Consider the following 22,235-nt stretch of genomic DNA (forward strand, 5'->3'; position numbering starts at 1 on the left):
GAACCAGGTTCTCCCTAACGACCAGTGAACGGCCTGTGTGGAATCGGTAGTGGGGGGATAGACAACGAAGTGGGCGATTTCGCCCACCGTGTCTCAAGATATTTCGCGGCGAAACGGCGGCAGCGCGTTGAGGATAGCTTTGCCGTAGCGTTGCGTGACCAGACGCCGGTCAAGCAACGTGATGGTGCCGCGGTCTTCTTCGGTACGCAGCAGGCGCCCGCAAGCCTGAACCAGCTTGAGCGAAGCGTCGGGCACCGAGATTTCCATGAACGGATTACCACCCCGGGCTTCGATCCATTCGGCCAGCGCGGCTTCGACTGGATCGTCCGGGACCGAGAACGGGATCTTGGCGATCACCACGTGCTCGCAGTAAGCACCCGGCAAGTCGACGCCCTCGGCGAAACTCGCCAGGCCGAACAACACGCTGGAGTCACCGCCATCGACCCGCGCCTTATGCTTGTTCAGGGTTTCCTGCTTCGACAGGTTGCCCTGAATGAACACTTGCTTGCGCCAGTCGCGGTCCAGACCGTCGAACACGTCCTGCATCTGTTTGCGCGAAGAGAACAGCACCAGCGTGCCGCGCGAGCCTTCGACCAGTTCCGGCAGGTCACGAATGATCGCCGCGGTGTGGGCCGCCGCGTCCCGTGGGTCGGCGCGCAGGTCCGGCACCCGCAGCACGCCGGCATCGGCATGATGGAACGGGCTCGGCACCACCGCCGTCACGGCCTTTTTCGGCAGACCGGCGCGCATGCGGAAACGGTCGAAGGTGCCCAGTGCGGTCAAGGTGGCCGAGGTCACCAGCGCACCGTAAGCCACATTCCACAGGTTACGACGGAGCATTTCCGCCGCCAGGATCGGGCTGGCGTTGACCTCGATATCGAACAGCGAACCGCTTTCGGCCAGAGTCAGCCAGCGCGCCATCGGCGGGTTGTCTTCCGGGTCTTCGGCGGTGAATGCCGTCCACAGTTCCCAGTTGCCTTGAGAACGGGACAGCAGACTGCCAAACAGCGGATACCACTCTTCGGCCTGATTGCTGGCGATGCCGATGTTGACCTCGCCATCCATGCCTTCCTTGAGCAGCTCGGTAAGCCGGGTAAAAACATCGGTCAGGCGGGCAAAGCCTTTCTTCAGCTCGATGCCCATCTCGCGCATATGCTCGGGAATCACCCCGCCGACGAAACGATGACGCGGCCGTTCGCGGCCCTCGACGTCTTCGCCGGGCTTGAATTCGGCAACCTGTTCGCAGGCGGTGAACATGAACTGCTGCTGGGTCTTGATCTCACGCGCCAGCTCCGGCACTTGTTCGATCAGCTTGCCCAGATCGCCCGGCAGCGGGTGCTGGGCCAGCAACTTGGTGAGGTTCTTGGCGGTCGTTTCCAGCCAGTCGGCGGTGGAACGCAAACGCGTGTAATGGGCGAAGTGGCCGATCGCCTTGTCGGGCAGATGATGGCCTTCGTCGAACACGTAGATGGTGTCGCGCGGGTCGGGCAGGACGGCACCGCCGCCCAAGGCCAGGTCGGCGAGGACCATGTCGTGGTTGGTGACGATCACATCGACCTTGCCCATACCTTCGCGAGCCTTGTAGAAGGCGCACTGACCGAAGTTGGGACAATGTCGGTTAGTGCACTGGCTATGATCGGTGGTCAACCTTGCCCAGTCCGCATCTTCAAGGGCGGTGGACCAACTGTCGCGGTCGCCGTCCCATTTATTGCCGGCAAGCTTTTCGATCATGCTGGTAAACAGCTTCTGACTGGCTTCATCGACCTCGATCTTGAAGCCTTCTTCTTCGAACAGCTGCGCGGTAGCGGTTTGCGCGTGGCCTTCCTGCAACAACATGTCGAGCTTGGACAGGCACATGTAGCGGCCACGGCCCTTGGCCAGCGCAAAGCTGAAGTTCAGCCCGCTGTTGCGCATCAGGTCCGGCAGGTCCTTATAGACGATCTGTTCTTGCAGGGCGACGGTCGCCGTAGCGATCACCAGGCGTTTGCCGGCAGCCTTGGCAGTCGGAATCGCCGCCAGGCTGTAGGCCACGGTTTTCCCGGTACCGGTGCCGGCTTCCACCGCGACAATCGCGGGGTCGCCACTGCGCCGGCCTTCGTCGTCGGTGTCGATGTCACCGAGGACCTTGGCAATTTCGGCGATCATCAGGCGCTGGCCGTAACGCGGCTTGAGGCTCTTGGCTTCGAGAAAACGCGAGTAGGCGCCCTGGATCGTGGTTTTGAGTTCAGTGCTGATCATGGATTGTCGGGCGCAAAAAACGCTGGATAAATTTTCAGTGGTTCGGTTCGGCCGCTATCATACCCCGCTAATTAATCCCGCGCAGAACGGAGTACCCCGATGACACCTTTCGCCTTCATTTATACCCTGCATGTGCTGGCCGCCCTGATCTGGGTCGGCGGCATGTTTTTCGCCTGGATGGTCCTGCGCCCCGCCGCCATGAAGGCACTTGAAGGGCCTGCGCGACTGAAGCTCTGGGTAGAAGTGTTTCAACGTTTTTTTGTCTGGGTCTGGGTCGCGGTGGTGATCTTGCCGATCAGTGGTGTCGGGCTGATTCATCTGCGCTTCAGCGGTTTTGAAACCGCGCCGCGTTACGTGCAGATCATGATGGGGTTGTACCTGGTGATGACCGCGTTGTTTATCCGCATTCAGGCGCTGAATCTGCCGGAGTTGCGCAAAGCGGTACTGGCCGAGGATTGGCCGACGGGTGCCGCGACGCTGGGCAAGATTCGGCGTCTGGTGGGGATCAATCTGTCGCTGGGGTTGCTGCTGGTGGCGGTGGCTTCGGCTCGGCCGATGTTCTGATTCCTCTCGCTGATCGTTCCCACGCTCTGCGTGGTAACGCCGCCAAGGATGCTCCGCGTCCCCTGTGACGCAGAGCGTCACGGGCTGCATTCCCACGCAGAGTGGGAACGATCAGTTACGCAGGCTGCTTACAACCGCTGCACCGTCACGGCACCTGCCGCTCCGGCAGGACCAGGCTGACCTTGTGCACCTGCGCGACCGCTTTTACCGCCGTCGGCACGGTAGACAAAACAGCCCTTGGCCTTTCCGCCTGCCCCTGGTTTGCCACCGGCACCGGCCACGCCGCCGGCGCCACCGTCGACCAGCACCTTGATCTGCTGGGCCGGGTAATCACGCGGCAATTCAACACGCACCTGCGCGCCCGGTGCGCCGGCATGACCATCACCACCGTTATCACCATCCGCCCCATGCCCGGCCTGGCCCCACGTACAGCCCGGCTCCTGACCGTTGCCGCCATCGAGCCCCACGTAACCCGGCGCACCGGCACCGCCACGGGCATCCACCGACAACTCGGGAGCGTTCAGCGAGACAATCCGCAGATTCAGGTTGCGCCCTGCGCGGGCGGCCTTGAGGTAGGTGCCCGGGGCGCCTCGCGAGGTAATCTGGCTGCCACTGGCAAGCTGCGCACGGCTGATATTCAGTTGCAGCGCCTGTTCGCTGGGGACAATGGCGATCCGTGCTTCGCGGCCCAGACGCAACTCGCCAACGCTCAGTTCAGTCACGTTGGAGGGGATCAGCAGCGTGCCATTATCGCCGACTTCCAGGCGCTCCAGCTGCAAGGTGCTGGCGGCATTGGGCAAGCGCAGCAGCGAGTTGGTTTCGACCGTGACCACTTGAGCCATCGCCATCGGGCTGATCAAGGCGGCGAGCAGGCAGAGCTTACGCATGACGAACCTCCCCGGCGGAAGGGGTTGCAAGGGTTTGCACATGGAAAATACCGACAACGAGGATCTGCAAGCGATCACGCCACGGATGAGCCCGCTCTTTAAGGTTGCGGTTATAGAGCACCAGCTCCACAACATGGGTCATCAGCAACAGACTGCCGATCAGATTGATCATCAGATGAAACGGATTGATCAACGGGCTGATCAGATTGACCAGCACTACCAGCCAGAACAACAGGGTCAAACCCTTCCCCAAGCCCCAAAGCACCTTCATGTACGCCCCCCGCAGATCATTATTCTTTGCGCGCACAGTACCGACTTCCACAAGGGATAAGCCAGAGGCCAACGAAAATTCTTCTGAACGGCCGGTTTAGAGCGCCACAACGGTCGATCAGCGGTCCATGGCCCGTTCGACTCTACGGCTTTTTGCCGCGTATTTACGGCAGGCCTCGCCATTGTCTGCAAACCGCCTCTAGGCCCGCACGTTCGGGCAGGCTAGTCTTCGCACATCTGATTGAGGATCTTCGATGACCGCAGGTATTTCTTCGCGCACGCCCCAGCAAGCGCTCGCTGCCTTGCTCGACCGTTATGCACCACAACGTCTGTTGCTGATCGGCGCCAGCGACTTCCCCGCACTCGAGGCTTTCAAGCTCGCGCACCCGGATGCCTGCGTCGCGCAAGTCGCGCCCGGCCCTCTGCCACCTGAGCTTGCCGCACAACGCTTCGACCTGGCGCTGGCGCTCGACTGCCTTGAGCATCTGCCCAAACGCGATGGCCTGAACCTGCTCGGCGGGATACGCAATCTCAACGCCAGCCGCATCGCGGTGCTGGCGGATCTGAAAGCTTGTGGCTGGCAAGAAACCGACTTCTTTTCCCTGGCACTGCAGGCCAGCGAACGCTTCCAGCGTGACGAACAGGTCCTGACACTGTTTACCTACGATCTGCTTGACTACAAACAAGTACCTGACTGGCTCAACTCACGGTTCTGGGCCAATCCGGAAAACTTCGGAAAATACTGGTGGTAACACGATGAGTACGTCCATTTGCCCGTGCGGCAGTGGCACCCTGCTGGATGCCTGCTGCGGCCACTACCACGCCGGTCACCCTGCGCCATGCGCCGAAGCCTTGATGCGTTCGCGCTACAGCGCCTATGTGCTGGGGCTGATCGACTATCTGGTGGCCACCACCCTGCCCGCCCAGCAGGCAGGCCTGGATCGTCAGTCGATCAGCGAATGGAGCGCGCAAAGCACCTGGCTTGGCCTTGAGGTGGAAAGCTCGGAGGTCTTCGGCGGACAGCCCGAACATGCATTCGTCACCTTCACCGCACGCTGGCACGACAGCACTGGCGAGCACAGCCACCGCGAACGCTCATCCTTTGTGCAAAACGCCGGGCGCTGGTACTTCATCGACCCGACCGTGCAGCTCAAGGCCGGGCGCAATGATGCATGCCCCTGCGCCAGCGGGCAGAAATTCAAGAAGTGTTGTGCGAGTTATTTCACCGTTTGAGGCGATCTTTTGGGGCTAGACTGGGGGTCAAGGAGAACTACCACTATGACCCATCAGCAGCGCGCCTTACGAATTGTCACCCTGTTCATGTTCCTGAGCCTTGGTGGCTGCGCGTCCTGGTTCGCTGACGACAGCCTCGACCCGCAAGTCCATCTGCTCAAAGTCGAAGTGGTGCGTGCCAAACTCCTTGAGCAGAAATTCATGCTCTACTTTCGCGTCGACAACCCCAACGACTCCGACCTCAGAGTTCGCGGCCTGGTGTACCGGATTCATTTAAGCGAGTTCCTGCTGGCCGAAGGCGAGTCCAGCGAATGGTTCACCGTCGACCCGAAAAGCAGCAGCTACTTCCAGGTGCCGATCCGCACCAACCTCTGGCAACACCTGCGCGAGGTGGTGAAAATGCTGAAGAAACCCGACCAGCCGATCCCCTATCGCCTGGAAGGGGAGTTGAAAACCGGATTATTCATCGGCAATGACGTGCACCAGGCCCGATATGGCGAGATAATTCCCGGCGATTTTATTCCGGAGTAACCTCGATGACCCAGCAACCCCATGTCCATGGCCCTGACTGCAACCACGATCATGACCATCACGACCACCATGATCACGACCATGGCCATGTTCACGGCCCGAACTGCGGCCACGCTCACCAGGAGCCGGTGCGCAACGCGTTGAAAGACGTTGGCCGCAACGACCCTTGCCCATGCGGCAACGGCAAGAAGTTCAAGAAGTGCCACGGCGCTTGATGCGCTAACACAACGCATCCTCTCCTGTGGGAGCGTGGCTTGCCCGCGATAGTCGATAACGCGGTCTGCCTGATGTACCGAGGCGCCCCTTTCGCGGGCAAGCCACGCTCCCACAGGTTTTAATCAGCCATCAGAATCTCGGCGGTGCGAACTACCGTCGCATACTCCCCGTGCAGATTGCCCAGCGACATGGCGTGCACCTCCTGCGCCGAATGCGCCTTGCCGAAGAAGTCGACCTTGTCGAAGGTGTAGCAGGCGTCTTCCACGACCCAGGTTTCAAACCCCAGATTGCCCGCCGTACGCGCCGTGGACTCGACCGAGTTGTTCGTCGCCACGCCCACGATGATCAATTGTTCGATCCCCGCCTGACACAAACCCGCTTCCAGTGTCGTCCCACTGAACGCATCCGGGACCTGTTTCTGGATCACACGCTCGCCCGACAGCGGCTCGAACCGTTCCTGAAACTCGACACCCGACTGCTGCGGCCAGAACACCGATTCCGGCGAGCGGGACAAGTGCTGCACATGAATCACCGGGCGTGCCATACGCCGCCATTCACTCAGCAACTGTGCCATTCGATCCTCGGCGCCTGGATTGTTGCGCGGCCCCAGTTTGGGGTGGTGAATACCTTTTTGCTGATCGATCAGGATCAACGCTGCGTTGGTGTGAAGCTCCATGGCCATTTTCCTCCTGGCGAACCATCGAAATCCCGACACTTGAGCACCACCTTTTCCAATAGGCAAGTCATGGAACGGTAACCCTGCGCGTCAAATTCTGTGATTTATCGGACATACCTTGAAATAAGATCGGCACCCGCTTGCGCGGCCTTCTTCTGCTCACTAACGTAGCGCCTTTATTGCGCCTCTACTCCCGCAGGAGCTTTGCCATGGCCTCGCCAGCCCTTACATCTTTTCTTCCCCGGTTCGGCGTTGCCGCAGCAGTGGCCAGTGTGCTCAGCCTCACCGGTTGCCAGACCTGGAATGCCCAGGACAGCCTGCCACCTACCTCTGGTGTGCAGCCGCTCAAAGGGCTGGCGCAGAATGTGTCAGTGCGGCGCAATGCCATGGGCGTGCCGCTGATCGAAAGCAGCACCTTCCACGACGCGCTGTTCACCCTCGGTTACGTACACGCCAGTGATCGCATCAGCCAGATGGTCACCCTGCGCCTGCTGGCCCAGGGTCGCCTGGCGGAAATGTCCGGTACGGAGATGCTCGACGCTGACCGCTACATGCGCGCAGTCAACCTGAAGAAAAGTGCCGACGAGCTCTACAAGGCCTCCTCTCCCCGCCTGCAACGCTTCTTCGAAGTCTATGCCCGCGGAGTCAACGCCTACCTGTTCCGCTATCGCGACAAGCTGCCGTCGGACCTGGCCGCCACTGGCTACAAGCCTGAATACTGGAAACCGGAAGATTCGGCGCTGATTTTCTGCCTGTTGAACTTCAGCCAGTCAGCCAACCTGCCGCAAGAAATCGCCTCGTTGGTGATGGCGCAAACCGTCTCCACAGACAAACTCGCATGGCTGTCGCCGTCCTATCCGGACGAAAAGCTGCCGCTCGCCGAAGCTGAAAAGCTTAAAGGCGTGAAGCTCAACGGTACGATCCCGGGTCTGAGTGACCTCAGCAAAGCCGGCGACCAGTTGTCCGCATTGAATCTGCTCGGCGCCACGGCGTCGAACAACTGGGCGATTGCCCCGCAACGCAGTCGCAGCGGCAAGAGCCTGCTGGCCAGCGACAGCCAATTCCCGATGGGTGTGCCGTCGTTGTGGAACTACGTGCAGCTCCGCTCGCCGAAGTACCAGGCGGCCGGGATTTCCATTGCAGGCCTTCCGATGATCCTCGCCGGTTTCAACGGCAAAGTGGCGTGGAGCATGACCGCGGTCATGGGCGATAACCAGGACCTGTTTCTTGAAAAGCTCAAGCGTCAAGGCAATGGCCTGAGCTACGAAGTCGCTGGTAAATGGCAGCCGGTGACAGTTCGCAACGAAACCTACTTCGTCAAAGGCCAGCGACCGATTCGCGAAGCGGTGTACGAAACCCGCCACGGCCCGCTGCTCAACAGCGCCCAAGGCACTGCACTGGGCAATGGTTTCGGTCTGGCGTTGCAGATGCCAAACTTTACCGACGACAAGAGCCTCGACGCCTTCTTCGACCTGTCCCGTGCGCAGAGCGCAGAGAAAGCCTCGGACGCCAGCCGTGAAATCCGCGCTATCGGGCTGAACATGGTGTTCGCCGATGCCAGCCACATCGGCTGGCAAGTCACCGGGCGCTTCCCGAACCGCCGCGAAGGCGAAGGTGGGTTGCCATCGCCGGGCTGGGAAGGTCGTTACGACTGGGACGGTTACGCCGACCCGATGCTCCACCCTTATGACCAGGACCCGGCCCAAGGCTGGATCGGCACCGCCAACCAACGGGTCATCCCTCACGGTTACGGCATGCAGCTGTCCAACTCCTGGGCCGCGCCCGAGCGTGGCGAGCGCATCGCCGAGCTGGCGGCTGCCGGCAAGCACGACAGCCGCAGCATGATCGCGATGCAGTACGACCAGACCACGCTGTTCGCCGCCAAACTGAAAAAGATGTTTGAAGCACCGGGCATGTCCCAACCGCTGAAACAGGCGATCGACGCACTGCCTGCTGCCGAAGCCGGCAAAGCGCGCGAAGCTTACAGCCGCTTGATGGCGTTCGACGGCAAGCTCAGCCCGACCTCCACCGACGCAGCGATCTATGAATTGTTCCTGCAAGAGAGCATGAAGCAGATCTTCCTCGACGAGCTCGGCCCAGAGTCCAGCCCGACGTGGAAAGCCTTCGTCGCCAACGGCAAATTGTCCTACTCGGCCCAGGCCGACCATTTGCTGGGTCGCGAAGACAGCCCGTTCTGGGATGACATCCGCACAGCGCAAAAAGAAGACAAACCGACCATTCTCGCCCGCAGCCTGGCCGCGGCCATTACCGCTGGCGAAAGCCAGATGGGCGCCGACCACAAAGCCTGGCAGTGGGGCAAACTGCACCACTATGAATGGAAAAACAGCCGAGGCCAGACCGTGCGCGGCGCCATGTCGGCCGGAGGTGACCACACCACGTTGAATGCTGCCGCCTACACCTGGGGTCAGGATTTCAACGTGACGCTGGTGCCGGCCATGCGCTTCATTGTCGACTTCGGCCAGGCCGAACCGCTGATGGGCCAGAGCGGTACCGGCCAATCCGGCAACCCGGCCAGCCCGAACTATATCGACAGCATCGACCCGTGGCTCAAAGGCCAATACATGAGCTTGCCGATGCAGCCGCAGAATTTTGACAAGGTGTATGGCACAACGCGGCTGACCCTGGTGCCGGGTAAGTAACACGATGGTGATCTGTGACAAGGCAGCTTGCTTCCTCGCTACAGATCGCTCTACTTTGGTGCGGCAAATTGTTAACGCCCGTTTTCGGGCACGATTTCTCTCCAGACGTGTCTTGAATCATCTTTTAAAACGCTTGTTCGGGACTCTGGTTCGGAAATTGCTACTTTCATAAGGTCTTACGCTGTCCAGTAACAATAATTTCGCGCCACAAGCGCTCAAATTGGTTCTTAGGGATTTAATAATGAAAAAAGCATTGCTGACCCTTTCTGCACTGGCGTTGTGCATGGCCGCTGGTTCCGCACTGGCCAAGGAATACAAAGAACTGCGTTTTGGCGTTGACCCTTCCTACGCTCCGTTCGAGTCCAAAGCGGCCGACGGCAGCCTGGTGGGCTTCGACATCGATCTGGGCAACGCGATCTGCGCCGAGCTGAAGGTCAAGTGCAAATGGGTCGAAAGCGATTTCGACGGTATGATTCCGGGCCTCAAAGCCAATAAATTCGACGGCGTGATTTCTTCGATGACCGTCACCGAAGCCCGCGAAAAAGTCATCGACTTCTCCAGCGAGCTGTTCTCCGGCCCTACCGCACTGGTCTACAAGAAAGGCTCCGGCATTTCTGACGTGGCCTCGCTCAAGGGTAAAAAGGTCGGCTACGAGCAAGGCACCATCCAGGAAGCCTACGCCAAGGCCGTGCTGGACAAGGCTGGCGTGACCACTCAGGCCTACGCCAACCAGGATCAGGTCTACGCCGACCTGACTTCCGGTCGTCTGGACGCCTCGATCCAGGACATGCTGCAAGCCGAACTGGGCTTCTTGAAGTCGCCACAAGGCGCTGCCTATGAAGTCAGCAAGCCGGTCAACGATCCTTTGCTGCCAGCCAAAACAGCTGTCGGTATCTCGAAAGGTAACAAAGAGCTCAAAGCCCTTCTCGATAAAGGTATCAAAGCGTTACACGATGATGGCACCTACGCGACCATTCAAAAGAAACACTTCGGTGATCTGAATCTGTACAGCGGCAAATAATGCCCGGCGCCCATCCTCGTGATGGGCGCTTTTTTCACGTTATCAGGTTGCAGATTTTATGTTCGAACAGCTGTTACAAAACCTCGGGCTTTCCGCCTTCAGCTTGCAGGGCTTCGGTCCGCTGCTGATGCAAGGCACCTGGATGACCATCAAATTATCGGTGTTGTCGCTGCTGGTGGCCGTATTGCTCGGCCTGCTCGGCGCCACTGCCAAACTCTCCAGCGTCAAACTGCTACGGGTTCCCGCCCAGGTCTACACCACTCTGATTCGCGGCGTGCCGGACCTGGTACTGATGCTGCTGATTTTCTACAGCCTGCAAACCTGGCTGACCTCCCTTACCGACCTGATGGAATGGGAGTACATCGAAATCAACCCGTTCAGCGCCGGGGTCATCACCCTGGGCTTCATTTATGGCGCGTATTTCACCGAGACCTTTCGCGGCGCGATCCTCGCCGTCCCACGGGGTCAGGTCGAAGCCGCCACGGCTTATGGCCTCAAACGCGGCCAGCGGTTTCGCTTCGTGGTATTCCCGCAAATGATGCGCTTCGCCCTGCCGGGCATTGGCAATAACTGGATGGTGATGCTCAAGGCCACCGCGCTGGTGTCGATCATCGGTCTGGCGGACCTGGTCAAAGCGGCTCAGGACGCCGGTAAAAGCTCCTATCAACTGTTTTACTTCCTGGTGCTGGCCGCCTTGATTTACCTGCTGATCACCAGCGCTTCGAACTTTGTCCTGCGCAGGCTTGAACGCCGTTATGCCGCCGGTGCCCGGGAGGCCGTACGATGATCGAACTTCTACAGGATTACTGGAGACCGTTCCTCTACACCGACGGTTACCACATTACTGGCCTGGCGATGACCATGTGGTTGCTCAGCGCCTCGATCTTCATCGGTTTCCTGGTGTCGATTCCGCTGTCGATTGCCCGGGTTTCCAGCAAGCTCTATGTGCGCTGGCCGGTACAGTTCTACACCTACCTGTTCCGGGGCACACCGCTGTATATCCAGCTGCTGATCTGCTACACCGGGATCTACAGCCTGGCCGCGGTCCGTGCGCAACCGGTGCTCGATGCGTTCTTTCGCGATGCGATGAACTGCACCATCCTCGCCTTTGCCCTGAACACCTGCGCCTACACCACGGAGATTTTCGCCGGGGCGATTCGCAGCATGAACCATGGCGAAGTCGAAGCGGCGAAAGCCTACGGCCTGACGGGCTGGAAGCTTTATGCCTACGTGATCATGCCGTCGGCCCTGCGTCGCTCGTTGCCGTACTACAGCAACGAAGTGATCCTCATGCTGCACTCGACCACCGTGGCCTTCACCGCCACTGTCCCGGACGTTCTGAAAGTCGCTCGCGACGCCAACTCGGCGACCTTCCTGACCTTTCAGTCATTCGGCATTGCCGCGCTGATTTACCTGACCGTCACCTTTGCGCTGGTCGGCCTGTTCCGACTGGCCGAACGCCGATGGCTGGCGTTCCTCGGGCCGACTCACTAGGATTTTTTGCAAATGCGCCACCAGATCCATGACCTGCTTGCCCCACTACCGGGCACTGCACGACAGATCCACAGCTTCCACTTCGGCCCGACTCAGGCCAAAGGCAAGATCTACATCCAGTCCTCGCTGCATGCCGACGAAATGCCCGGCATGCTGGTGGCGTGGCACCTCAAGCTGCGCCTGGCCGAGCTCGAAGCCGCCGGCCGTCTGCGCAGCGAGATCGTGCTGGTGCCCGTGGCCAACCCGATTGGCCTCGAACAAGTGCTGATGGACGTACCATTGGGCCGCTACGAGCTGGAAAGCGGGCAGAACTTCAACCGCTGGTTCGTTGACCTCGGTGAAGAAGTCGGTAACGAGATCGAAGGGCAACTCAACGACGACCCGCAACACAACCTTGAGTTGATCCGCAGCAGCCTGCGCAACGCGCTGGCTCGGCAAACCGCCCGCACCCAACTGCAATCCCAGCGCCTGACCCTGCAAACACTGGCCTGCGATGCCGACATGGTGCTGGACCTGCATTGTGATTTCGAAGCCGTCGCGCACCTGTACACCACGCCCGAAGCCTGGCCGCAAGTTGAGCCACTGGCGCGCTACATCGGCGCCGAAGCCAGCCTGCTGGCCACCGACTCCGGCGGTCATTCGTTCGACGAGTGTTTCACTCTGGTCTGGTGGCAAATGCAGGAGCGCTTCGGCGAGCACTTCGACATTCCGCTGGGCAGCTTCTCGGTGACCGTCGAATTGCGCGGCCAAGGCGACGTCAATCATCCGCTGGCCAGCCTCGACTGCCAGGCGCTGATCGACTACCTGATTCATTTCGGCGCCATTGAAGGTGAAGCCGCGCCCTTGCCCGAACTGCCCTACCCTGCCACTCCACTGGCCGCAGTAGAACCGGTTGCAACCCCGGTCGGCGGTTTGCTGGTGTATCACGTGCTGCCGGGCGAGTACCTGGAGGCAGGACAACTGATCGCTGAAATCATCGACCCGATCGGCGACCGCGTGACCCCGGTTCACTGCGCCAACGCCGGCCTGCTCTACGCCCGTTCGACTCGCCGGATGGCCACTGCCGGCATGGTGATCGCCCATGTTGCCGGGCTCGAAGCCTATCGCACCGGTTACCTACTTTCGCCTTGAGGATGCATGCCCCATGTACAAACTGACCATCGAAGGCCTGCATAAATGCTACGGCACTCATGAAGTGCTCAAAGGTGTTTCGCTCAAGGCCAAGACCGGTGACGTGATCAGTCTGATCGGCGCCAGCGGCTCGGGCAAAAGCACCTTTTTGCGCTGCATCAACTTTCTCGAACAACCCAACGACGGCGCCATGAGCCTGGACGGTCAGGCAGTCCGCATGATCAAGGACCACCATGGCATGCGGGTGGCCGATGAAGCCGAGCTGCAACGAATCCGTACCCGACTGGCAATGGTGTTCCAGCACTTCAACCTGTGGAGCCACATGACCGTGCTGGAAAACATCACCATGGCCCCGCGCCGGGTGCTGGGTGTCAGCAAGAAAGACGCCGAAGATCGCGCCAGGCGTTATCTGGACAAGGTCGGCCTGGCGGCGCGCGTAGCGGATCAATACCCGGCGTTCCTGTCGGGCGGTCAGCAACAACGTGTTGCCATTGCCCGCGCACTGGCGATGGAGCCGGAGGTGATGCTGTTCGACGAACCGACTTCGGCGCTGGACCCGGAACTGGTGGGTGAAGTGCTCAAGGTGATCCAGGGACTGGCCGAAGAAGGCCGGACCATGATCATGGTGACCCACGAAATGAGCTTCGCCCGCAAGGTTTCCAATCAGGTGCTGTTCCTGCATCAGGGACTGGTAGAGGAAGAAGGGGCACCTGAAGACGTGCTCGGCAACCCGAAAAGCGAACGCCTGAAGCAGTTCCTGAGCGGCAACCTCAAGTAACCCCGGATTCTGTGGGAGCGTGGCTTGCCCGCGATGGGTGCAACGCGGTTTATCTGATAACCCGCATTATCGTTCATCGCGGGCAAGCCACGCTCCCACAGGAATCAAACCAACCTCAGGCCGTTGAATTTCGATGCAGGAAATCAGGCAACCGGTGCGGGAGGCGGCTTATCCGGCAAGGTGGGTTCGCCAGGCTCGCCCGGTTCGGTCGGTTGTTCGTTCGGGGTATCGGGGTCGGGTTGACCTGGGATTCCGCCGGCCAGCGTGACAGGCGGATGCGCCAGCAATGACCAGGCCAGCAGGCCCACTTGATTGGGCTCGAGCCTTGCCAGTTCGGCACTTATTCGCGGATCGATCTTCATGAAGCACTCCTGAGCGATGGCCCGATGCGCCTTGCGCGCATCGGAGCAGTACACCCCATAGAGTGTACGCCCGCTCAGGAATTCCAACGGTTTGTCAGACGGTTGACTCAGGTACGCGGCAGGGTCACGCCACGCTGGCCCTGGTACTTGCCGCCACGGTCCTTATAAGACACTTCACACTCTTCGTCGGACTCGAAAAACAGCATCTGCGCCACGCCTTCGTTGGCGTAGATCTTCGCCGGCAACGTGGTGGTGTTCGAGAACTCCAGGGTCACGTGACCTTCCCACTCCGGTTCCAGCGGCGTGACGTTGACGATGATGCCGCAGCGAGCGTAGGTGCTCTTGCCCAGGCAGATCGTCAGTACGTTGCGCGGAATACGGAAGAACTCGACGGTGCGGGCCAACGCGAAAGAGTTTGGCGGAATGATGCAGACATCGCTTTTGACGTCGACGAAGCTCTTCTCATCAAAGTTTTTCGGATCGACAGTCGCCGAATTGATGTTGGTGAACACCTTGAATTCATCGGCGCAACGCACGTCGTAGCCATAGCTCGACACGCCAAAGGAAATCAGCCTATCGGCGCCTTCGCCACGCATCTGGCGCTCTACGAAGGGCTCGATCATGCCGTGCTCTTGCGCCATGCGGCGAATCCACTTGTCCGATTTGATGCTCATGGCGGGTGTCCTGAATAGCGAGGTGGAAAAATTCTGTCCGGCATCTTACCGGGGCGCGCCGCCGGTTCAAAGTCCGCGGCACAATTCTCGCCGATCCCCCACGACTTACGGGCCTTCGCAGCAATACGGCGCACCGTCAGTCATGAAAACAGAGAAACCTTCGCAAAGACCATTGGCACGTTCAGGAAAAAGGGTTAAGGTGGCGCCACTGTGCTGCTTGTGTCACTGAGAATCTCTACACGATATGTTGAATTTCGATCCAACCATCTACAAGAATTTTTCCTGCTCTTTGCACTCAGTCTCGGCCAGGGTTCTTCCTGAGTCGCAGTTATCTTTGTTCAAGGAGTTACACCATGTCTAATCGCCAAACCGGTACCGTTAAGTGGTTCAACGATGAAAAAGGCTTCGGCTTCATCACTCCACAATCCGGTGACGACCTGTTCGTTCACTTCAAAGCTATCCAATCCGACGGCTTCAAAAGCCTGAAAGAAGGCCAACAGGTTTCTTTCATCGCTACCCGCGGTCAGAAAGGCATGCAAGCTGAAGAAGTTCAAGTTATCTAACTTGTCCTGATTTAGTAAAAGGCCCCGCCCTCAAAAGCGGGGCTTTTTTGTGCCCGTCTGTTTTTACCGACCCTGCCAAATGTCGCGAGATTTTCATTCGCCCGCTGAAGACTTATTCTGGAAACAGCCTCAACACCCTTATCAGGAAGCGGCAACGTGACTGACGCCAACCATGAAACCGAGACCCCGGCGCAAATGCGCCGAACCACGCTCTACCTGACTCTGGCCCAGGTTCCGGAAGGCAAAGTGGTGAGTTACGGTCAGCTCGCCGAACTGGCAGGCCTGGGGCGGGCCGCGCGCTGGGTGGGACGCACATTGAGTCAGTTGCCCGGCGACACCAAGCTGCCCTGGCATCGCGTATTGGCTGCCGGCGGTCGCCTCAGCTTGCCAGCGGGAAGCCCCTCAGGCGATGAACAGCGGGCACGCTTGCGCATGGAAGGTGTCAGCATCCTGAACAATCGTGTTGATATTCAGCGTCATGGCTGGCGCCCGGTAGAGCACAGCGGTTAGAGTGCGCGCTTTGTTTTCGCAATTTTGAGGCAGACTCCAGCCCATGCCCCGTAAAACCTGGCGCGCCGCGCTCGCTGCTTATGCCAGCCCCTCGACGCTCGTACTGTTGCTACTGGGTTTCGCCGCTGGCCTACCCTACATGCTGGTGTTCTCAACGCTTTCCGTTTGGCTGCGTGAGGCCGGCGTGGCCCGTGAAACGATTGGTTATGCCAGCCTGATCGGGCTGGCGTACGCATTTAAATGGGTGTGGTCGCCACTTCTCGACCAATGGCGCCTGCCATTACTCGGCAAACTCGGCCGACGACGCTCCTGGCTGGTCCTGGCGCAAATACTGCTGATCGTCGGCCTGATCGGCATGGGCTTCTGCGACCCGCAAAAACACCTATCCTGGCTGATTGCGATTGCCGTTCTGGTTGCATTCGCCTCCGCCACCCAGGATATTGCGGTCGATGCCTATCGCCTGGAAATTGTCGACGACACGCGCCAGGCTGCACTGGCTGCCAGCTATATGTCCGGCTATCGGGTCGCTGCCCTCCTGGCGACAGCGGGCGCACTGTTCATTGCCGAAGGCTTCGGTTCCACCGGTTTCAATTACAAACACTCGGCCTGGACCGGCACCTACGCGCTGTTCGGCCTGCTGATGATCCCGGCGCTGGTGACCACCCTGCTCATGCGCGAGCCTCCCGTGCCGCTGCGTACCCAGCTGTCCGCCGGCCGCTACAGCTTTGTGCACCAGCTGGTATCGGTATTCGTACTCATCGTATTGCTGGTGTCCGTGCCCGCGATGTTTACTCAGCTCTACAACACTGACTTCGCCAGCGTGTTCACGGGCGCCATGAGCCCATTGGATCTGCTGCTGGAAGATCGAGCCTTTCTACGGGCGCTGCTCTACATCATCCTGACCAGCCTGTGCCTCTCCACCATGGGCCGCCGCGGCCTGGCCCCGGTGCTGACGCCCGTCAACGACTTCGTTGTACGCTACCGCTGGCAGGCCTTTCTGCTGCTGGGCCTGATCGCCACCTATCGAATGTCCGACACCGTCATGGGCGTAATGGCCAACGTGTTCTACATCGACCTGGGCTTCACCAAGGATCAGATCGCCGGCGTCAGCAAGATCTTCGGCCTGATCATGACCCTGATAGGCGCCGGCATGGGCGGCCTGCTGATCGTGCGTTTCGGAATCCTGCCGATTCTGTTCATCGGCGGGTTTGCGTCAGCCGCCACCAACCTGTTGTTTGTGATGCTCGCCGACATGGGCGCCAACCTGGAGATGCTGATCGTCACCATCTCCCTCGATAACTTCAGTTCGGGCATGGCCACCTCGGCCTTCGTCGCCTACCTGTCGAGCCTGACCAACCTGAAGTTTTCCGCGACCCAGTACGCCCTGCTCAGCTCGATCATGCTCCTGCTGCCGCGCCTGATCGGCGGCTACTCCGGAGTCATGGTGGAGAAATACGGCTATCACAACTTCTTCATCATCACGACACTGCTTGGCGTGCCGACCCTGCTGCTGATCGCCCTGCACTGGTTCCAGGAAAACCGCCGCGAAGGTCCGACACCAACGCCCGAGCCTGCCCAGACCACCACCGCCGTCGAAGAATCATAGCCCCTTGAGTGCGGAGTTTTCTCCGCACTCAAGCCACACCGCCGGCCGCAATCCTGTACGCCAGCAAATCTCACCCGTACAATGCTTCGTCATTTCTAGTCTTCAGCAACCGACAACGGCCTACCATGCGCACCAGTCAATTTTTGCTCGCCACACAGAAAGAAACGCCTTCCGATGCGGTCGTCGTCAGCCATCAGCTGATGCTGCGCGCCGGCATGATCCGCAAACTCGCCTCCGGCCTGTACACCTGGCTGCCGATGGGCTTGCGAGTGATGCGCAAGGTCGAAGCCGTCGTTCGCGAAGAAATGAACGCCGCCGGCTCTCTCGAAGTGTTGATGCCGAGCACTCAACCGGCTGAGCTGTGGCAGGAATCCGGTCGTTGGGAAGAGTACGGCCCTGAACTGCTGCGCTTCAAGGATCGTCACGGTCGCGACTTCTGCGCCGGCCCGACTCACGAAGAAGTGATCACCGACCTGATGCGCAACGAGTTGAGCAGCTACAAGCAGCTGCCGATCAACCTGTACCAGATCCAGACCAAATTCCGTGACGAAATCCGCCCACGCTTCGGCTTGATGCGCGGTCGCGAATTCATCATGAAGGACGCCTACTCCTTCCACGCCGACCAGGCATCGCTGCAGGTCACTTACGACCGCATGCACCAGGCCTACTGCAACGTGTTCACCCGTCTGGGCCTGAAGTTCCGCCCTGTAGAAGCCGACAACGGCTCCATCGGTGGCGCCGGCTCCCACGAGTTCCACGTACTGGCCGAATCCGGCGAAGACGACATCGTCTTCAGCAACGGTTCCGACTACGCGGCGAACATCGAGAAAGCCGAAGCCGTGCCACGGGAAACTTCGCGCGCGGCACCAACCGAAGAACTGCGACTGGTCGACACCCCGAACGCCAAGACCATTGCGCAACTGGTCGAAGGCTTCAATCTGCCAATCGAAAAAACCATCAAGACCCTGGTGGTTCACGCAGAAGAGAAAGGCAAGCTGATTGCCCTGATCATCCGTGGCGACCACGAACTGAACGAAATCAAGGCCGCCAACCAGCCTGGCGTTGCCAGCCCGCTGGTCATGGCCTCCGAAGCCGAACTGCGTGACGCCATTGGCGCCGGCGCCGGCTCCCTGGGTCCGCTGAACCTGCCACTGCCAATCATCATCGACCGTTCCGTCGAGCTGATGAGCGACTTTGGCATCGGCGCCAACATCGACGACAAGCACTACTTCGGCGTGAACTGGGAGCGCGACCTGCCAGTACCGACCGTTGCCGACCTGCGTAACGTCGTATCCGGCGACCCTAGCCCTGACGGCAAAGGCACCCTGGAAATCAAGCGCGGCATCGAAGTCGGGCACATCTTCCAGCTGGGCAACAAGTACAGCAAAGCGATGAAGTGCGAAGTACTCGGCGAGAACGGCAAGCCGGTCACCCTGGAAATGGGTTGCTATGGCATCGGCGTATCCCGCGTAGTGGCTGCGGCCATCGAGCAGAACAACGACGAGAAAGGCATCATCTGGAGCGATGCCCTCGCGCCCTTCCAGATCGCCCTGGTGCCGTTGCGCTACGAGACCGACCTGGTTCGCGAAGCCACCGACAAGCTCTACGCAGAACTGACCGCGGCCGGCTTCGAAGTGCTGCTGGACGATCGCGACAAGAAAACCAGCCCGGGCATCAAGTTCGCGGACATGGAGCTGATCGGCATTCCTCACCGGATCGTGGTCAGTGACCGTGGGCTCGCCGACGGCAACCTGGAATACAAGAGCCGTACCGAGGCCGAGCCGCAAGCGCTGCCGGTCGCCGACGTACTGTCGTTCCTTCAGGCTCGTATCCGCCGCTGACACCAGATAGAGAAGTCATGTTCAAGCGAAACACCTTAAGCCTCGGTGGTGCCGCCCTGTGCGGCACCCTGTTGCTCAGCGGCTGCGCCAATCAGATGTCACAACGCAGCGAGCACGAGGAACGCATCGAGCGAAAGCTGCTCGATCACAGCCTGCAGATCGATGTCGGCGAGCCTAAGGTGCTTGAGCTGCCGCAACGCCGGGTACGGATTCACGAGCAGAAGACCTTCGAAGTCACCGAGTACGATGTCACCCGGCGCTACGATCGCTACACGCCTTACCAACCCTGGCGCAAGGTTTACGAGATTCCACTGGGCGCGGTGACTTTGGTGGCCGGCGTCGGTGCGAACATCGCCAACGTGTTCGCCCTTGGCAATCTGCCAGACAGCATGACCAAGGACTGGATCAGCAATGGGATTGCCGGGCTCAACCCGTTCATGAACATACAGTCCCATGGTCGCGCACAACAGAACCTGGCCGGCATCGATGAAGTCCAGCGTGATAAGCGCATGGAATATTCGAGCCTGCCATGGAGCGAGCGCCCGGTAGAGGTCAAGGCCGGCACGCAGACCTTCGAGCTCACCACTGACCGCAACGGCGTGTTGCGCTTGAACCTGCTCGACAGCCCGTTCGCGGAGCAGAACCTGAATCGTATCGGCAAGCTGCAGATCACTGTCGAAGATGCTCAGGACGATGTGCACACCGACTCGTCCCTGACCATCAGCAGCACGTTGCGCAGCAAGCTGCTGGAAGCGCATGCGCTGATTTACGACGACCTCGAAGACGACGAAGTGAGCCAGTGGGTACACCGGGTCAAACGCCTGTCGGAGTTGGGTCTGGAAGAAGAAGCCAGCGAGCTGGAACAAAGCCTGATCGAACTGACCCGCAACGATCCCGAGTTGCAAAGCGAGTTTCTCAAGTCGCTGACCAAGGATGCCGGGCGTTTGGTGGCGGATCCGGGACCGAATTAATAGCGAAAAGCTTCGCGAGCAAGCCCGCTCCCACATTAGACCTGTTGTGAACACACACTATGTGGACACCTCAGACTCATGTGGGAGCGAGCTTGCTCGCGAAAGCGGCCTGACATTCATCGCCGCATCAAAAGCCTGACACTACCGCTCAAACAGATCCAACTGCTCGAACCCGCCACGCAGATCCTGCAAGCGCACACCAATCCCCAGCAAACGCACGGGTTTGCCACCCCGATTGAACGCCTGGGTCAGCAACAGCTGATAGCTACCCAGGTCACGCCCTGCCCCGGCCTGCTCCAGCGTCGTCTGGGTAAAATCATGGAACTTCACTTTGACGAACGGCTTGCCCGGCCGGTAGCTGCTATCGATCCGCGCCATACGCCCGTTCAGGGTTTCCAGCAGGTCCGGTAGTTTATCCAGGCAACTGACCAGATCCGGCAGGTCCACATCGTAGGTGTTTTCGACACTCACCGACTGCCGACGGCTGTCGTTCTGCACCTGCCGATCATCGATCCCACGCGCCAGACTCCACAGACGCTCGCCAAAACTGCCAAATTCGCGCACCAGCGCCAACTTGTTCCAGTCACGCAACTGCAGGCAATCGGCAATACCGAGCTTCGCCAGCTTGTCGGCAGTGACTTTGCCGACACCATGCAGCTTGCTTACCGGTAACTGCGAGACAAAGTCCTCGACCTGATCCGGCGTGATCACAAACAATCCGTTGGGCTTTTTCCAGTCACTGGCGATCTTCGCGAGAAACTTGTTCGGCGCCACACCCGCCGAGACGGTGATATGCAGCTGATTGGAGACCCGGCGCCGAATGTCCTGGGCAATTCGCGTGGCACTGCCAGCGAAATGCGTACTTTCGGATACGTCGAGGTACGCCTCATCCAGCGACAGTGGCTCGATCAGGTCGGTGTAATCACGAAAAATCGCCTGAATCTCTTTCGATGCCTCTCTATAGGCCTCCATTCGCGGCTTGACGATGACCAGATCCGGGCACAGCTTCAAGGCGTGCCGTGAGGACATGGCCGAGCGTACTCCGTAAGCCCGGGCCTCATAGTTGCACGTCGCGATAACCCCGCGATGATCCGCCGAGCCACCCACCGCCAGCGGCTTGCTCGCCAGAGTCGGGTCGTCACGCATCTCGATGGCGGCATAGAAGCAGTCACAATCGACGTGGATGATTTTGCGCTGCGTCATATAAGGCGGTGTTCAATGAAGGAAAAGGGACTGCGGCGAACCGGATCGCCAGTATCTCACTGACAACTGTATATAGCACCAGTGCTTTGATTCTTCTCTACTAGTGGTAGGAAACGCCTTCACTGGATTTATTTTTTCAATCGACCCTAACCTGCCAATAGAGCTGAAAGCCTTATACAGCAAGCCCTCAAGCCCTATTCGACCTCCCAGCTGATACGCTAAGCGATTGAACAGGAACAGATTTTTCTGAATTAGCAATTGACAGCCCGGCGATCCTCTGTAGAATGCCGACACACAGACGCGGGATGGAGCAGTCTGGTAGCTCGTCGGGCTCATAACCCGAAGGTCGTCGGTTCAAATCCGGCTCCCGCAACCAAACATCAAAAAAGGCTACTCGAAAGAGTGGCCTTTTTTGTGCGCGCCTGTTTTTCACCCCCCTCTCGTCGCCAGAGCCAAGAAAAACCCTTTGCGCTTCTTATACTTAACTTAAGACCAGCGTCCGCTTGAGGCTAATTAACGTTAATTTGATCAAGCGAACCATTAACGGTTGACACTCAGGCGATCGCCTGTAGAATGCCGCCACACAGACGCGGGATGGAGCAGTCTGGTAGCTCGTCGGGCTCATAACCCGAAGGTCGTCGGTTCAAATCCGGCTCCCGCAACCAAACATCAAAAAAGGCTGCTCGAAAGAGCGGCCTTTTTTGTATCTGTAGAAAAGTCCTTTCGCAACAATGATCTGGCAATGTTCACGAACCTTTGGCGCCCTTCAGGGTCCACCAGATCAGGCTATGCTGAGTCGCAGGCAA

23 protein-coding genes and 2 tRNA genes are annotated in these 22,235 nt (G+C 59.4%); 18 read left to right on the top strand and 7 right to left on the bottom strand.

Annotated elements, in window-relative coordinates; all coding sequences use genetic code 11:
- Positions 1–93: 93 nt before the first annotated feature.
- Positions 94–2,238: an ATP-dependent DNA helicase DinG gene (gene dinG / locus AC1DIG_RS23755; RefSeq protein WP_427536894.1), complete on the bottom strand. Its 2,145-nt coding sequence runs from the start codon at positions 2,236–2,238 to the stop codon at positions 94–96.
- Positions 2,239–2,337: 99 nt separating this feature from the next.
- On the opposite strand from dinG, the gene AC1DIG_RS23760 reads away from it, so the two are divergent.
- Positions 2,338–2,802: a CopD family protein gene (locus AC1DIG_RS23760; RefSeq protein WP_477769269.1), complete on the top strand. Its 465-nt coding sequence runs from the start codon at positions 2,338–2,340 to the stop codon at positions 2,800–2,802.
- A gap of 128 nt (positions 2,803–2,930) precedes the next feature.
- On the opposite strand, the gene AC1DIG_RS23765 is transcribed toward AC1DIG_RS23760, so the two are convergent.
- A complete protein-coding gene (locus AC1DIG_RS23765) occupies positions 2,931–3,689 on the bottom strand; it encodes a collagen-like protein (protein ID WP_477769270.1) in 759 nt (252 codons plus the stop codon).
- A complete protein-coding gene (locus AC1DIG_RS23770; protein ID WP_477769271.1) occupies positions 3,682–3,960 on the bottom strand; it encodes a DUF1145 domain-containing protein in 279 nt (92 codons plus the stop codon). Before AC1DIG_RS23770 ends, AC1DIG_RS23765 begins: the two co-directional genes overlap by 8 nt.
- Before the next feature lie 253 nt (positions 3,961–4,213).
- Here AC1DIG_RS23770 and AC1DIG_RS23775 point away from each other — a divergent pair, with 253 nt between their 5' ends.
- The 4 genes from AC1DIG_RS23775 to AC1DIG_RS23790 are packed head-to-tail and all read left to right on the top strand — an operon-like array spanning position 4,214 to position 5,938.
- On the top strand, positions 4,214–4,711 hold the full coding sequence (locus AC1DIG_RS23775; RefSeq protein ID WP_427533522.1) for a DUF6231 family protein: 498 nt from the start codon (positions 4,214–4,216) through the stop codon (positions 4,709–4,711).
- 4 nt (positions 4,712–4,715) lie between these two features.
- Positions 4,716–5,192 (top strand): YchJ family protein, encoded by a 477-nt coding sequence (locus AC1DIG_RS23780; RefSeq protein WP_054595996.1) that lies wholly within the window; start codon positions 4,716–4,718, stop codon positions 5,190–5,192.
- Positions 5,193–5,237: 45 nt separating this feature from the next.
- Positions 5,238–5,723 carry an LEA/WHy family protein gene (locus AC1DIG_RS23785; protein ID WP_477769272.1) on the top strand — a complete coding sequence of 162 codons (486 nt, stop codon included), beginning with the start codon at positions 5,238–5,240 and terminating at the stop codon, positions 5,721–5,723.
- A 5-nt stretch (positions 5,724–5,728) separates the two neighbouring features.
- Positions 5,729–5,938: an SEC-C metal-binding domain-containing protein gene (locus AC1DIG_RS23790; protein WP_007906737.1), complete on the top strand. Its 210-nt coding sequence runs from the start codon at positions 5,729–5,731 to the stop codon at positions 5,936–5,938.
- A 119-nt stretch (positions 5,939–6,057) separates the two neighbouring features.
- On the opposite strand, the gene AC1DIG_RS23795 is transcribed toward AC1DIG_RS23790, so the two are convergent.
- Complete coding sequence (locus AC1DIG_RS23795) at positions 6,058–6,615, bottom strand: cysteine hydrolase family protein (protein ID WP_477769273.1); 558 nt, start codon at positions 6,613–6,615, stop codon at positions 6,058–6,060.
- Positions 6,616–6,824: 209 nt separating this feature from the next.
- Here AC1DIG_RS23795 and AC1DIG_RS23800 point away from each other — a divergent pair, with 209 nt between their 5' ends.
- From AC1DIG_RS23800 to AC1DIG_RS23825, 6 genes are all read left to right on the top strand, one after another.
- Complete coding sequence (locus AC1DIG_RS23800) at positions 6,825–9,275, top strand: penicillin acylase family protein (protein WP_477769274.1); 2,451 nt, start codon at positions 6,825–6,827, stop codon at positions 9,273–9,275.
- A 241-nt stretch (positions 9,276–9,516) separates the two neighbouring features.
- On the top strand, positions 9,517–10,296 hold the full coding sequence (locus AC1DIG_RS23805; protein ID WP_054595992.1) for a transporter substrate-binding domain-containing protein: 780 nt from the start codon (positions 9,517–9,519) through the stop codon (positions 10,294–10,296).
- A 58-nt stretch (positions 10,297–10,354) separates the two neighbouring features.
- A complete protein-coding gene (locus AC1DIG_RS23810; RefSeq protein ID WP_427533518.1) occupies positions 10,355–11,083 on the top strand; it encodes an ABC transporter permease in 729 nt (242 codons plus the stop codon).
- Positions 11,080–11,790 carry an ABC transporter permease gene (locus AC1DIG_RS23815; protein ID WP_477769275.1) on the top strand — a complete coding sequence of 237 codons (711 nt, stop codon included), beginning with the start codon at positions 11,080–11,082 and terminating at the stop codon, positions 11,788–11,790. The genes AC1DIG_RS23810 and AC1DIG_RS23815 overlap by 4 nt, the downstream gene beginning before the upstream one ends.
- A 12-nt stretch (positions 11,791–11,802) precedes the next feature.
- A complete protein-coding gene (locus tag AC1DIG_RS23820; protein WP_103315462.1) occupies positions 11,803–12,921 on the top strand; it encodes a succinylglutamate desuccinylase/aspartoacylase family protein in 1,119 nt (372 codons plus the stop codon).
- Positions 12,922–12,934: 13 nt separating this feature from the next.
- Positions 12,935–13,699 carry an ABC transporter ATP-binding protein gene (locus tag AC1DIG_RS23825; RefSeq protein ID WP_216740977.1) on the top strand — a complete coding sequence of 255 codons (765 nt, stop codon included), beginning with the start codon at positions 12,935–12,937 and terminating at the stop codon, positions 13,697–13,699.
- Between the two features lie 143 nt (positions 13,700–13,842).
- On the opposite strand, the gene AC1DIG_RS23830 is transcribed toward AC1DIG_RS23825, so the two are convergent.
- Positions 13,843–14,061: a hypothetical protein gene (locus AC1DIG_RS23830; protein WP_071551564.1), complete on the bottom strand. Its 219-nt coding sequence runs from the start codon at positions 14,059–14,061 to the stop codon at positions 13,843–13,845.
- A gap of 107 nt (positions 14,062–14,168) precedes the next feature.
- Complete coding sequence (gene dcd / locus AC1DIG_RS23835) at positions 14,169–14,735, bottom strand: dCTP deaminase (protein ID WP_019692149.1); 567 nt, start codon at positions 14,733–14,735, stop codon at positions 14,169–14,171.
- Between the two features lie 353 nt (positions 14,736–15,088).
- Here dcd and AC1DIG_RS23840 point away from each other — a divergent pair, with 353 nt between their 5' ends.
- The 5 genes from AC1DIG_RS23840 to AC1DIG_RS23860 all read left to right on the top strand — a co-directional run bounded on the left by AC1DIG_RS23840 (position 15,089) and on the right by AC1DIG_RS23860 (position 20,226).
- Positions 15,089–15,298, top strand: a complete 210-nt coding sequence (locus AC1DIG_RS23840; protein ID WP_002554837.1) for a cold-shock protein — start codon at positions 15,089–15,091, stop codon at positions 15,296–15,298.
- 195 nt (positions 15,299–15,493) lie between these two features.
- Complete coding sequence (locus tag AC1DIG_RS23845; protein ID WP_256676841.1) at positions 15,494–15,808, top strand: MGMT family protein; 315 nt, start codon at positions 15,494–15,496, stop codon at positions 15,806–15,808.
- Between the two features lie 43 nt (positions 15,809–15,851).
- Positions 15,852–17,414, top strand: a complete 1,563-nt coding sequence (locus tag AC1DIG_RS23850; protein ID WP_477769276.1) for an AmpG family muropeptide MFS transporter — start codon at positions 15,852–15,854, stop codon at positions 17,412–17,414.
- Between the two features lie 125 nt (positions 17,415–17,539).
- Entirely contained in the window at positions 17,540–19,255 is a 1,716-nt protein-coding gene (locus AC1DIG_RS23855) for a proline--tRNA ligase (protein WP_477769277.1), read from the top strand.
- 17 nt (positions 19,256–19,272) lie between these two features.
- Entirely contained in the window at positions 19,273–20,226 is a 954-nt protein-coding gene (locus AC1DIG_RS23860; RefSeq protein ID WP_477769278.1) for a hypothetical protein, read from the top strand.
- A gap of 141 nt (positions 20,227–20,367) precedes the next feature.
- Here the strand turns inward: AC1DIG_RS23860 and dinB are convergent, their stop codons facing one another.
- A complete protein-coding gene (gene dinB / locus AC1DIG_RS23865; RefSeq protein WP_477769279.1) occupies positions 20,368–21,429 on the bottom strand; it encodes a DNA polymerase IV in 1,062 nt (353 codons plus the stop codon).
- Between the two features lie 299 nt (positions 21,430–21,728).
- On the opposite strand from dinB, the gene AC1DIG_RS23870 reads away from it, so the two are divergent.
- Together AC1DIG_RS23870 and AC1DIG_RS23875 are read left to right on the top strand one after the other, a co-directional pair.
- A tRNA-Met gene (locus AC1DIG_RS23870) sits at positions 21,729–21,805 on the top strand.
- Positions 21,806–22,017: 212 nt separating this feature from the next.
- A tRNA-Met gene (locus tag AC1DIG_RS23875) sits at positions 22,018–22,094 on the top strand.
- Positions 22,095–22,235 lie beyond the last annotated feature (141 nt).

This window comes from Pseudomonas sp. 05N431, assembly GCF_056397005.1.